The organism is Halorubrum sp. SD626R (genome assembly GCF_001261915.1).
GTDB lineage: Archaea > Halobacteriota > Halobacteria > Halobacteriales > Haloferacaceae > Halorubrum.
Map to the genome: position 1 here is coordinate 1 of NZ_CVRT01000018.1, position 11,899 is coordinate 11,899.

Annotated in this window: 15 protein-coding genes and 1 pseudogene; 8 read left to right on the top strand and 8 right to left on the bottom strand. The window is 70.3% G+C overall.

Going from position 1 to position 11,899, the window contains the following annotated elements; translation table 11 throughout:
• The coding region (locus tag SD626R_RS00865) for a rhodanese-like domain-containing protein (RefSeq protein ID WP_255310023.1) at positions 1–308 on the bottom strand (308 nt) is incomplete at its 3' end.
• A 282-nt stretch (positions 309–590) separates the two neighbouring features.
• Here SD626R_RS00865 and SD626R_RS00870 point away from each other — a divergent pair.
• Together SD626R_RS00870 and SD626R_RS00875 are read left to right on the top strand one after the other, a co-directional pair.
• A complete protein-coding gene (locus SD626R_RS00870; protein ID WP_049983138.1) occupies positions 591–845 on the top strand; it encodes a sulfurtransferase TusA family protein in 255 nt (84 codons plus the stop codon).
• 1 nt (position 846) lies between these two features.
• Positions 847–1,458, top strand: a complete 612-nt coding sequence (locus tag SD626R_RS00875; protein ID WP_092562179.1) for a DsrE/DsrF/DrsH-like family protein — start codon at positions 847–849, stop codon at positions 1,456–1,458.
• 32 nt (positions 1,459–1,490) lie between these two features.
• Here the strand turns inward: SD626R_RS00875 and SD626R_RS00880 are convergent, their stop codons facing one another.
• From SD626R_RS00880 to SD626R_RS00895, 4 genes are all read right to left on the bottom strand, one after another.
• On the bottom strand, positions 1,491–2,489 hold the full coding sequence (locus tag SD626R_RS00880; protein ID WP_092562182.1) for a Gfo/Idh/MocA family protein: 999 nt from the start codon (positions 2,487–2,489) through the stop codon (positions 1,491–1,493).
• Between the two features lie 97 nt (positions 2,490–2,586).
• A complete protein-coding gene (locus SD626R_RS00885) occupies positions 2,587–3,288 on the bottom strand; it encodes a helical membrane plugin domain-containing protein (RefSeq protein ID WP_092562185.1) in 702 nt (233 codons plus the stop codon).
• 1 nt (position 3,289) lies between these two features.
• Complete coding sequence (locus SD626R_RS00890) at positions 3,290–4,435, bottom strand: NAD(P)/FAD-dependent oxidoreductase (RefSeq protein WP_092562187.1); 1,146 nt, start codon at positions 4,433–4,435, stop codon at positions 3,290–3,292.
• A 1-nt stretch (position 4,436) separates the two neighbouring features.
• A complete protein-coding gene (locus SD626R_RS00895; protein ID WP_092562190.1) occupies positions 4,437–4,679 on the bottom strand; it encodes a sulfurtransferase TusA family protein in 243 nt (80 codons plus the stop codon).
• Positions 4,680–5,039: 360 nt separating this feature from the next.
• Here SD626R_RS00895 and SD626R_RS00900 point away from each other — a divergent pair.
• Both SD626R_RS00900 and SD626R_RS00905 read left to right on the top strand, forming a co-directional pair.
• Positions 5,040–5,876, top strand: a pseudogene (locus tag SD626R_RS00900) (pyridoxal-phosphate dependent enzyme); the annotation flags it as partial.
• Between the two features lie 89 nt (positions 5,877–5,965).
• Positions 5,966–6,871, top strand: a complete 906-nt coding sequence (locus tag SD626R_RS00905; RefSeq protein ID WP_092562193.1) for a ketopantoate reductase family protein — start codon at positions 5,966–5,968, stop codon at positions 6,869–6,871.
• Positions 6,872–6,917: 46 nt separating this feature from the next.
• On the opposite strand, the gene SD626R_RS00910 is transcribed toward SD626R_RS00905, so the two are convergent.
• Positions 6,918–7,139, bottom strand: coding sequence for a DUF7556 family protein (locus SD626R_RS00910; RefSeq protein WP_092562196.1), 222 nt, complete (start codon positions 7,137–7,139; stop codon positions 6,918–6,920).
• Between the two features lie 300 nt (positions 7,140–7,439).
• Between SD626R_RS00910 and SD626R_RS00915 the strand changes: the two genes are divergently transcribed.
• Genes SD626R_RS00915 through SD626R_RS00925 form a run of 3 tightly spaced genes read left to right on the top strand, consistent with a single transcriptional unit; the run spans position 7,440 to position 10,695 of the window.
• Positions 7,440–8,288, top strand: a complete 849-nt coding sequence (locus SD626R_RS00915) for a CBS domain-containing protein (RefSeq protein WP_092562199.1) — start codon at positions 7,440–7,442, stop codon at positions 8,286–8,288.
• Complete coding sequence (gene glyS, locus SD626R_RS00920; RefSeq protein ID WP_092562202.1) at positions 8,289–10,073, top strand: glycine--tRNA ligase; 1,785 nt, start codon at positions 8,289–8,291, stop codon at positions 10,071–10,073.
• A gap of 4 nt (positions 10,074–10,077) precedes the next feature.
• Entirely contained in the window at positions 10,078–10,695 is a 618-nt protein-coding gene (locus SD626R_RS00925) for a dolichol kinase (RefSeq protein WP_092562205.1), read from the top strand.
• A gap of 431 nt (positions 10,696–11,126) precedes the next feature.
• On the opposite strand, the gene SD626R_RS00930 is transcribed toward SD626R_RS00925, so the two are convergent.
• Positions 11,127–11,276, bottom strand: coding sequence for a 50S ribosomal protein L40e (locus SD626R_RS00930; protein WP_092562207.1), 150 nt, complete (start codon positions 11,274–11,276; stop codon positions 11,127–11,129).
• A 95-nt stretch (positions 11,277–11,371) separates the two neighbouring features.
• A complete protein-coding gene (locus SD626R_RS00935; protein ID WP_050033154.1) occupies positions 11,372–11,641 on the bottom strand; it encodes a thioredoxin family protein in 270 nt (89 codons plus the stop codon).
• 157 nt (positions 11,642–11,798) lie between these two features.
• Between SD626R_RS00935 and SD626R_RS00940 the strand changes: the two genes are divergently transcribed.
• On the top strand, positions 11,799–11,899 hold a 101-nt coding region (locus SD626R_RS00940; protein ID WP_141651410.1), incomplete at its 3' end, for a preprotein translocase subunit Sec61beta.

Consider the following 11,899-nt stretch of genomic DNA (forward strand, 5'->3'; position numbering starts at 1 on the left):
GGCGGCGCGAGCGCGCCGGCGACGTACTCGCTCGCGCCGCCTTTCGCACAGAGCACGGTGACGTGCTCGTCGTTCGGGACCTGATCGAGAATGTCGTTGTCGATCTCCTCGTCGAGGAAGTGGAAGTACGGCACGTTGATCGAGTCCACGTTCTCACCGTCGATCCGCCACTCCTCGTAGTCGCTCGACATCCGCGCGTCGAGCAGCGTCACCGATTCCCCGTCGTCGATGCGGGCCTTCAGCGTCTCGGGGGCGATCGAGTCAACGTCTGCGTCCGGCGTCGGGAAGTCCATCTCGTCTGGGTCCATGTACACCCCACCATAACGGAAGCAGCAACTTAAGAGTTTGTATAGTAATTCACTATATACACAATATTAGTGGGCCGCCCAACAGCGTCCGAGAGAGTCGGCCGATCTCGACGAGCGAGGATACGAGCTAACAAATCGTCACAGTTCGCGCGCGAGCGATGACGCCACAATCTGTTGTCTCCTCGTTCAGGAGAGTCAGTCGTTCACGCCGAGCACAAGAATCGACACACTTATACTGATCTGAACAGTATTGTGGGGTAACCCCAACATGGGGAACTAACCATGAGTACGGAAACTGCAGCCCAGACGCTGGACGTGAAGGGACAGAACTGCCCGATGCCGGTGATCAAGACCCGCGGTGCCTTCGACGACCTCGCTCCCGGAGAGGTGCTCGAAGTAGTCGCGACCGACTCGGGAAGTATGAGCGACATCGCCGGCTGGGCCGACTCGACCGACGGAGCGGAGCTGGTCGAACAGGAGGAAGCCACCGAGGGGGGCGAGGACGTGTACAAACACTACCTCCGCAAGACCGAGTGAGATGAGCACGGACACATCCGCGTCCGCAGACGGCGACGACGCGACGGACCCCGGCTCCGAGCCAGCGCCCGAGACGGTCGCCGACCTACGCACGCGCATCGACGACCTCGAGTCCGAGGTGTCCGACCTGCGCGCCGAGGTCGACGACGACGGCGCACAGAAGATGGTGATCATCGCCACGAAGGGTACGCTCGATATGGCGTACCCGCCGCTCATCCTCGCGAGTACGGCCGCCGCCTTCGGCTACGACGTCACCGTCTTCCACACCTTCTGGGGACTCGAGATCCTCCACGAGGAGAACTCGAAAGACCTCAAGCTCAGCTCCGTCGGCAACCCCAACATGCCGGTGCCGAACGTCATCGGCGCGCTCCCCGGGATGGACCGGATGACCACCCGAATGATGCGGAACAAGATCGCGGACAACGACGTCGCCTCGATCGAGGAGCTGATAGAGACCTCGCTCGCGAGCGGCGTGGAACTGCAGGCGTGTCAGATGACGATCGATCTCCTCGGCTACGACGAGGACGACTTCTACGACGGCGTCACCACGGGCGTCGGGGCCGCCTCGGCGTTTCAGGACATGGTCGACGCGGACATCCAACTCCTCGTCTAGCGTTCGGACTCCTCGTCTAGCGTTCGTCTTTTTTACGAGAGGTCCACCGGCTCCGCCGCCGCCGCGCTCTCGGCCAGCGCGTCGAGCACCCGCATGTTCGCGACTGCCTCCGCGCCGCCGGTGCGCGGGCTCGCGCCGTCGGCGACGCGGTCGGCGAAGTGCTCGACCTGCAGGCGGTACTGGTCCACCGGGTCGAACGTCTCGACGCCGCGGCGACCGTCGACCTCGTAGGTCACCTCGACGCGATCGTCCGCCGGCGCGTCGCACGCCCGCTCGACCTCGATCCAGCCGTTCGTCGCGTCGATCCGATATCGCTGAACGAGCTGGGTGTCGAAGCCGGAGGCGACCCGCGCCGACCGGCCGTCGGCGTACTCCAGCACGCCCGCGAACTCCGTGTCGACGCCGGCGTCGCGAGTGTCGTTCGCGTGCCCGTACACGCGGTCCGGCTCGCCGAGCACCGCCCTGACGAGCGAGACGGGGTAACACCCGACGTCCATCAGCGACCCGCCGGCGAGCCCCGGGTCCAGCCGCACGTCGTCCGGACGGTCGTACAGCGGGAACCGGAACGTCGCCGTCACCGTGCGGACGTCGTCGAGCGTGCGCTCGGCGAGCGCTAAGGCGCGTTCGGTGCGGGGGTGGTAGCGGTACATGAACGCCTCCATCAGCGTGACGCCTCGGTCGGCGCAGTGATCGACCACCGTCCGCGCCTCCTCCGCGTCGAGCGCGAGCGGCTTCTCACAGAGGACGTCGAGCCCCGCGTCGGCCGCGCGCTTGGTCCACTCGGCGTGGAGCCCGTTCGGGAGCGGGACGTACACGGCGTCGAGCGCGTCGTCCGCGATGAGGGCGTCGTACGAGCCGTAGCTCCGCGGGATCGATCGGTCGGCGGCGAACCGCTCCGCCCGGTCCGGGTCGCGCGAGGCGACCGCACCGACCGAGTGGTCGCTGGCCGCGATGGCCGGCACGACCGCAGTGCGGGCGATCTTCGCGGTCCCGAGCACGCCGAAGGTGAGGCCGTCGTCTGGCGTCGACATACGCAGACGGGGACGCCACCGGTCAAAAAGCACCGCGGATCGGCCGAGCGCGCGGCTCGCCTACCGCGCAGGCCACATCGAGCGCCGCGGGACGGCGTCAGTCCCCGTCAGCCGCCCGCGACCGCCCGATCGCTTTCGAGATGGCGATGACGTAGCCCAGCCCGTACTGCACCTCCGGATCGCGGACCGAGCGCGCGAGTCCGAGCGCGCCGACCCGGTCGGGGTCACTGCGCTCTGCGGCACCGACGCCTTCGAGAAGCGTCGTTGCGCCGTCGCGGACGTCGTCGCCGGCCGCGGTGTCCGCCACCTCGCCCAGCGCGGAGCCGGTCTTCGCGAGCGAGCGGACCATCTCGTCGTCGAGGGCGTCGCTCGCGAGCGACCCGACCTGTGCGACCTCCGCGAGGTCAGCTAACGCACCGCTTCGCTGGAGTTCGACGAGCGTCTCCAAGGCGTCGCGAAGCTCGTCCCCGTTCGCGCCGACGGCCTCCGCGAGCGCGACCGTCTCGTCCGTCGCGAGCCCGTCCGCGGACTCCGCGAGCGTCGAGGCCGTGCCGGCGAGTTCGACGACCATCTCGTCTGTAAGCGCGCTCTCGCCGAGCGCCACGACGTCGAGGAACTCGGTCACCGCGTCGAGCCGCTCGACGAACGCGGCGACCGCCTCGGGGTTCTCCGCGACGATCGACTCGAGGTCGGCGCGGTCGAGTTCCTCGGCGTCGAGTTCTCCCCCGTCTCGGCTCTCGCCGTCAGCGTCCTCCGCGCGCGACTGCCCGTCGTCGGCGTCGTCGGTGGCGTCCGACATCTCAGAGCAACCCCCGTGCGGTGAGCCAGTAGGACTCGTTGTACGCCAGCTTCGACCAGTGGAGCTTCTCTGACGGCGGCGCGGGCGACGGCGGATTCTCGTAGTCGAACTCGACGTACGAGGCCGAATCCATCCCGGTCTCGATGAAACACAGCGTCTTGCCGTCGTACGTCTCCGTCGCGGGCCGCCCCCGGATCTCGCTTTCGAGCCGCTGCGCCACGACGCCCGCCTGGTAGTGCGCGACGCTGCCGGCCTTCGGCACGCCGGTGGTCGCGGCGTCACCGAGCGCGTACACGTCTTCGGCCTCGTCGGCCTCCAGCGTGTGTTTGTTCACGTCGACCCAGCCGCGCTCGCCGAGACCGGCCTCTTCGACCACGTCGACGCCGCGGTGCGGTGGGATCGCGGCGAGCACGTCGTAGTCGATCTCGGTCCCCTCCATCGACGTGACCGTCCCCGCCTCCGGGTCGATCGCGTCGGCGTTGAAGAACGTCTCCACGTCGATCCCCCGCTCGTCCATGATCGGCTCGGCCCACTCGGCGATGTGAGGGTTGCCGTGGACGCGCTGGATCGGATAGGTGTAGGTGATGTCGACGTCCTCGCGAAGCCCGCGCTCGCGGAGCCAGTCGTCGGCCATGAAGACGAACTCCAGCGGGGCGGCGGGACACATGTGTGGCGTGCCGATCACGCTCAACACGAGGTGTCCCTCGGTCATCGAGAGCAGGTCGTCGCGCAGCGCGAGCGACCCCGACTCCGAGTAGTAGTCGTGACCGCCCTCTTCGAGCCCGGGAATCTCCGTCGGGGCGAGCGTCGATCCCGTCGCGGCGACGAGGTAGTCGTACGCGAGAGAGCCGGGACCGTCACGGAGTTCGAGCCGCTTCCCGTCGGTGTCGATCCGGGTCACCCGGTCGATTCGCAGGTCGATCCGGTCGTCGACGAGCGACTGCAGCGGCCGGCGGGCGTCGGCCGGCTCGCGCTTGCCGAACGGGACGTACAGCCAGATCGGCTTGTACACGTGGTCCGGGTCGTCGTTGATCAGGGTGACCTCGACGTCTCCGGCGTCGATCTCCGGACGGAGCCGCTCCGCGAGGTTGTTCGCGAGCACCGCCCCGCCGGTGCCCCCGCCGAGGATAGCGATGCGATCGGTCACGTCAGGCCACCTCGACGTAGAACTCGTACTCGTCGCCCGATTCGTCGACAGCGAGCAGCTCGTTGTCGGTCTCGTCGACCCACTCCGAGACGTCGGTCAGCGACTGGTCGTTGTCGCTCAAAAGCCGGATCACGTCGCCGGACTCCGCGCCCCGGACCCGGCTGATGAGATCCATGAGCGGCCCCGGACAGGCCGCGCCTCGGGCGTCGACGGTGTCGGTGGGTTCGATATCGGTAGTAGGCATGGGTACAGTCGGACCTTCGTGCTCCACGGATATAGTATTGTATAGTCGTTCCAAAATAAGAATAATTGCGGACGCCGACACGCGGGTCGGACCGGTCGAACGAACGGTGGGGCGGAATCAGTCGAGCGCGGCGAGCGCTTCCGCGGCCTCGCGGGCCGCCCGCAGGTGGTCGCGTGCGCGTCGCGGGTCGTCCGTGGCCTCGGCCTCGCGGGCGAACCGCACGAGCGTCCCGGTGAGCGACTCGCGCGCCTCGTCGACCGTTCCGGCTCCGCCGCTCTCGGACCGCTCGGCCGCTCGGTCGCCCTCCGCTCGCCTCGGGGACGGCTCCTTCCCACTCCCGGACGCGCCGCCGCTGTCGCGCGCCCGAGACGCCTCGGACGGATCGTCGAGGACTCCTCGGGCAACGCCGGCGCGGCGATCGCGACGTACGCGGCCCGGGCGGGGGTCGATGCCGCGGTGTACGTCCCGGCCGACGTCAAGGAGTCGAAGCTCCGCGCGATCCGCCGCGCCGGCGCGGAGCCGGTCCGGATCGAGGGGACCCGGGGAGACGTGACCGACGCCTGCGTCGCCGCGCTCGGCGGGGGCGGCGGGGGCAGCGAGGCCGGCGAGGGCGACGCAGGCGAAGAGGGAGGAGGCCCCGGCGGCCCCGCGTGGTACGCCAGCCACGCCTGGAACCCGGCCTTCTTCGAGGGGACGGCCACGGTCGCCTACGAGATCGCCGCCCAGCGCGGCTGGGAGGCCCCGGACGCGGTCGTCACCCCCCTCGGTCACGGCACCCTGTTCCTGGGCGCGTACCGCGGGTTCCGGCGGCTCGAACGCGCCGGCTGGACCGATTCGGTCCCGCGGCTGTTCGGCGCGCAGGCGGCCGGTATCGCCCCGATCGTCCGAGAGCTCCACGGGCCGGACGCGGCCGACCCCGAGGACCGCGTCAACGCCGCGGCCGACGGGATCCAGATCGCGGAGCCGGTGCGGAAGACGGAGATCCTCGACGCCGTCGACGAGACCGACGGCGACGCGCTCGCGGTGACGGAGGCGGCGGCGGAGCGCGAGCTCGACCGGCTCCACCGGGCGGGCTTTTACACCGAACCGACCTGCGCCGTCGCGCCGGCCGCGCTCCGAGACCTGCGCGAGCGCGGGACCCTCGCGGCCGACGACGACGTGGTCGTCCCCCTCACCGGGAGCGGGCTGAAGGGCTGACCGCGCCGCCGACCGCGCCGGTGCGAGTTCGGCGCCGGGGGCCCGTCACCACCGCCACGCCTTTTCAGTCGCGTCTCGTGGTGACGCTCATGAACGTCCTCGTCTACGGCGCCGGCGCGCTCGGGAGCCTGATCGGCGGGCTGCTGGCCCGGGTCCACGACGTCATCCTCGTCGGGCGCGACCCGCACATGCGCCGGATCCGGGAGGACGGGCTCCGGATCGACGGGGCGGTCGAGGCGCGCGTTCGCCCGCGGGCGCTCACGGACGGGACGCACCGCAGCGCCGACCTCGCCCTCGTCACCACGAAGGCGTACGACACGGACGCGGCGGCCCGGGCGCTCGCGACCGGCGAGTACGACGCGGTCTGCTCGCTCCAGAACGGGCTCACGGAGGAGCGGCTCGTCGCCGCGCTCGACCCGACCGTGCTCGCCGGCACCGCGAGCTACGGCGCCCGACTCGCCGAGCCGGGCCGGGTGACGTGTACGGGGATCGGCGAGGTCGTCGTCGGCTCGCTCGCCGGCGGTCCGGACCCGCTCGCGGAGCGCGTCGGCGCCGCGTTCGACGAGGCCGGGATCGAGACGACGGTCGCCCCGGACATGCCCCGCCGCAGGTACGAGAAGCTCGCGGTCAACGCGGGGATCAACGGGCCCTCGGCGCTCGCGCGCCTCGCCAACGGCGCGACGCTCGACGGCCCCGGCGGTGAGGTGGCGCGGGAGGCGGCCCGCGAGGTGGCCCGCGTCGCCCGCGCCGACGGCGTGGACCTCGGCGAGGACGAGGCGGTCGCCGCCGTCGAGCGCGTCGCCAACGACACCGCCGCCAACCGCTCGTCGATGCACGAGGACGTCGCCGCCGGGCGGCGGACCGAGGTCGACGCGATCTACGGCGCCGTCGCCGACCGCGCCGATCGCTTCGGGGCGTCGGCGCCGACGTGCCGGACGATCGCGTCGCTGATCCGGGCGTGGGAGATCGGAGAAGGAGTCCGGGAGTCCGCCTGACCGTCGCGCGGTCGGGGCGAGGCGACCGCGGCGACCGACTACCGGCTCAACACCACTCTTCGAGGACGGTCGCGTCGGTCTCGTCGACCGAGACCCACGCGTTCTCCCGCGAGACGTCCGCGATCACGAGCTCCGGTCGCGACGCCGAGGAGTCGATCGACGCCATCACGTCCGGCGAGTCGTCGGCGCCGAGCGTCGGATCCGCGGGCAGCGCGGTCCGACGGTGATCGGGGTCCGGGTCGTCCCAAGGAGTGGAACTCCGTGACATGGTTGTCAATTGTTCACAGTAGGTATAAGCGTTCCGAACCGGAGCCGTCCGCAGTCGGCGAATTCCCGGTTCGAGCGGGGGGATCGACGGCGGATCCGGACTAACGCCGTCGATCGGGCGGGTCCGGACGCCGGTCCGGCGTCGATCCGACGGATCGGTCGAGCGACGGACCGGTCGGATCGCTATCTCGTTCGCGGTTCGTCGCCGGGAGCAGGGGGCGCCGGCGGGCATCGAGCGCCTCCCGCGCCGTCGCCGACCACCTTCGCAGTATACAAGAGGTGCCACGCTGAAAGACGGTGCATGAACGTATCAGACGCCATGACGCCGCGGTCGGATCTCGTCGTCGTCGAGATCCCGGGGAGCCGGAGCGACGTGCTGGAGTACATCCAGGAGCACGGCTTCTCCTCGGTCCCCGTCGTGAAGGACGTCGACGGCGACGAGGTGTACCGCGGGCTCGTCACCCGGGACGACCTCATCGAGCAGCCGGACGAGGACCAGCTCGCGCTGCTGATGCGGGAGGTCCCGACGGTCGTCGCGGACGACGACATCGTCGACGCCGCGGCCACGATGGTCGCCGAGAGCTCCCGCCGCCTCCCGGTGGTCGACGGGGAGTCGCTCGTCGGCATCCTCACCGTCACCGACGTGGTGCGGGCGATCGCCCGCGGCGAGATCGACGGCGACGCCGAGGTCGGCGGGCTCGCGACAGAGGCGGTCAACGCGACCCACACCGAGACCCCGCTGCCGGTCGCCGAGCGAGAGATCGGGCTCGCCAACGTCCCCTACGCGGTCGTGCTCGACGACGACGCCGCGATCGCGGGGATGCTCACCGAGGTCGACGTGCTGGAAGTCGCCCGCGTGGTCGAGGGCGAGGCGAGCACGGGCGACTCCATCGCCGAGCAGGACTCCGAGTGGTCCTGGGAGGGGATCAAGGCGACCGGCGCGCGCTACCTCCCGACCCGGAACGTCGAGATCCCGGCGGAGGCGACGCGCCACTTCATGACGGCGGACCTGATCACGGTCAGCGGCACCCGGACCGCCAGGGAGGTCGCCCAGGAGCTCATCAGCAACGACATCGAGCAGGTTCCGCTCGTCAGCGGCACGGACCTCGACGGCATCGTGCGCGACGTGGACCTGCTGGAGGGCCTCTAGATGGCCGCGGACGACCTCGTCGAGCTGGCGAAGCGGCGCGGCTTCTTCTTCGGCTCGAACGGCGCGTACGGGGGGACCGCCGGCTTCTATACCTTCGGCCCGCAGGGCGCGGCGCTGAAGCGGAACCTGGAGGACGCGTGGCGCGACCGGTTCACGATCCGCGAGGGGAACCGCGAGATCGAGGCGCCGACGGTGATGCCCGAGGCCGTCTTCGAGGCCTCCGGCCACCTGGAGGGGTTCGACGACATGCTCGTCGAGTGCCCGGAGTGCGGCGAGTCCCACCGCGCCGACCACCTCGTCGAGGACGCCACCGATATCGAGGACGCCGAGGCGCTCCCCGGCGAGGAGGTCGCGGCGCTCATCGCCGACAACGGGATCGCCTGCCCGGCCTGCGGCACCGAGCTCGCCGGCCAGCCGGTCGAGGCGTTCAACCTCATGTTCGCGACCGACATCGGCCCCGGCGACGCCCAGCCCGGCTACCTCCGCCCGGAGACGGCCCAGGGGATCTTCGTCGAGTTCCCGCGGCTGAAGGAGTACGCCCGCGGGAACCTCCCGTTCGGGATCACGCAGATCGGCCCCGCCTACCGCAACGAGATCTCGCCGCGCGGCGGGCTCCTCCGGCTCCGCGAGTTCACGCAGGCGGAGTTAGAGCAGTTCATCGACCCCGAAGAAGACGAGCCGCCGCTCGACCGCGTGCGCGACGTCGAGGTCCGGCTGTACCCCGCGACCGAACAGGAGGCCGAAGACGGCGACTACCTGAACACGACCGTCGGCGAGGCGGTCGACGAGGGCGTCATCGGCTCCCCGTGGGTCGGCTACTATCTCGGCGTCGCGCAGGAGTGGTACGAGCGCGTCGGCGTCGACACCGACCGGTTCCGGTTCCGCCAGCACCTCGCGGGCGAGCGCGCCCACTACGCGGCCGACTGCTGGGACGCGGAGAGCGAGGTCGACGGCGACTGGATCGAGATCGCCGGCTTCGCGTACCGCGGCGACTACGACCTCTCGAAGCACGACGAGTACGGCGACGACGCGTTCACCGTCTTCAGGCGCTACGACGAGCCGAAGACCGTCGAGCGCGCGACGGTCGACCCCGACATGTCCGTCCTCGGGCCCGAGTTCGGCGGCGACGCCGCGGCGGTGGCGGAAGCCCTGCAGACGCTCGCCGAGCGCGACCCGGACGCTTTCGACGGCGAGACGGTGACGGTCGACGTGAACGGGGAACCGCGCGAGGTCGACGTCGACGTCGCGAACTTCTCGGTCGAGGAGGTGACGGAGAGCGGCGAGCACATCACGCCGCACGTCGTCGAGCCCTCCTTCGGCGTGGGTCGCACCGTCCAGACCCTGCTCGCGCACGCCTACAGCGAGGACGAGGTCGACGGTGAGTCACGGACGTACCTCTCACTAGAGCCCGAGATCGCGCCGCAGGACGCCGCGGTGTTCCCGTTGGTGACCAACGACGACCGGCTCGTCGGGCTCGCCGACCGGGTCGCGGCCGACCTCCGGGCCGCGGGGCTCGCGGTGGCGTACGACGACTCCGGCTCGATCGGGCGGCGCTACCGGCGGCAGGACGAGGTCGGCACGCCGTTCTGCGTCACGGTCGACCGCGACGGGATCGAGGGGGACGGCCCCGACACCGTCACCGTTCGCGAGCGCGACTCGGCGGCGCAGGTCCGGGTGCCCGCGGACGACCTCGCCGGCGAGCTGGCCGCGCTCCGCGCCGGCGACTCGTTCGACGCGCTGCTGGACCGGTACGAGACCGTCGAGACGGACGTCGAGACGAACTGAACCCGTGCCCTTTCCGGCGGCGGAGTGGCGGGCCGAGGTGGAGTTCGAGCGGCGGCTGGTCCACGCCGGAGGGACCCTCTACCCGGTGCCGTACCTGCTCGGCTGGTTCACGTGGACGGAGACGCGATACTTCCTCGTGGTCGCGCTCGCCGTCGTCCTCTCGCTGGAGTTCCTCCGGCTCGTCGTCGGGCTCGACCACCCTCTCTACCGGAAGCTCACCCGGGAGTACGAGTCGGACGCGCTCGCCGGCTACGCGCTGTACCAGGTGAGCATGACCGGCGCGGTCCTCCTCTTAGAGCCGACGCTCGCGATCCCCGCGATGTGGATGCTCTCCGTGGGCGACCCCGTCAGCGGCGCGCTCGCGGACAACGAGGCCACGGAGGCGAAGCGGCCCGCGGCGTGGATCGCGATGTTCCTCGTCTGCTTCGGGCTCGCCGTCCCCTTCACGATCCCCGCGTTCGGTCCCGACGTGGGCGTCGCCGTCGCGGTGGCGGGCGCCGCCCCCGCCGCGGTCGCCGACGGTCTCCCCCCGATGATCCGCGGGGTCGCCGTCGACGACAACCTCACCATCCCGCCCGCCGCCGCCGGGGGGATGCTCCTCGCGATCGCGGTGTTGGGATAGGACGCGAGCCGCACTGGTAGTTAGTTAATCGACAACTGCGGTGGCGCGTGCCACCGAGGCCGCCTCGCGGCCGAGGTGCACGCGCGAGGGACGCGGCGACCGAAGGGAGCCGCGAGGCTGGGGAGGCATGAGGCGCGGTTGCCGTGCGGTGCGGGGCGGGACTCAAGGGGGCAGTCGCGAGGACGACGCAGGCGACGTAAGCACCGCAACGAGGGAGCGAACGAAGTGAGTGACCGAGTGAGGCGCGCAGCGAGCGTGCGCCGTCCTCGCGGCTGGGGCTTTGGCGGTGTTCACCGGGGATCCAGTGACAACCACGTATAACCGAGCGGCTGAGGCTTTGGAAATGAGTTTCACGTCCTCGATGGGTCGATCTCCACCCGTCACTGACGAACGAAAGAAGGCCGCAGAACGTCGACGACAGTGCGAACCGCTTACGTCGCGCGGCGTTCCTTCGCCTTCGGGCGGAGGTTCTTGTATCCGCACTTGCGACAGCGCTTCGCGTCCGGGGCGTTGCGGGCGTTACAGCGCATGCAGATCTGCCGGTCGAGGTTGCGGCGTTCCGCGGCGTCGAAGCTGGCCATACGTCCACTGTCGCGGCGACGCTGTAAAAGGTTGCGAGACGCGGCGGCGGGTCGGAAACCGCTCGCGCCGCCGGATCAGACGGCGAGTCCGAGCCTCAGGCGCCGGCCTCGGAGAGCGCGGCCTCGATGTCCTCGCGCTGGGTGACGCCGACGAACCGGTCCACGACGCCGTCGTCGTTCTCGACGATCAGCGTCGGGAGCGAGCGCACCTGGTACTGGTTGGCGACGTCCTGCTCCTCGTCGACGTTCACCTTCTGGAGCTCGAAGGCGTCGCCGAGGTCCTCCTGGATCTCCTCCAGGATCGGGTCCTGCGTCTTACACGGGCCGCACCAGTCAGCGTGAAAATCCAGCAGTCGAACAGTCATTATCCGGGCGGTCATACCGGCGGACCGCGCATAAGGGTTTCCCAATCGGGGACGAGCGGGGGATTCCGGCGAGCACGAGCCGAGGAGCCGGCGGGCGCCGCCGAACCCGTCGATCGCGAACGAAACGTTTAGAACGCCTCGGAAGCCACTCACGGGTATGAGTAGTGGTTCCAACTCCGGCGGACTGATGTCCAGTGCGGGACTCGTCCGCTACTTCGACAACGAGGACCGGAACGCGATCTCGATGAGTCCCAAGAC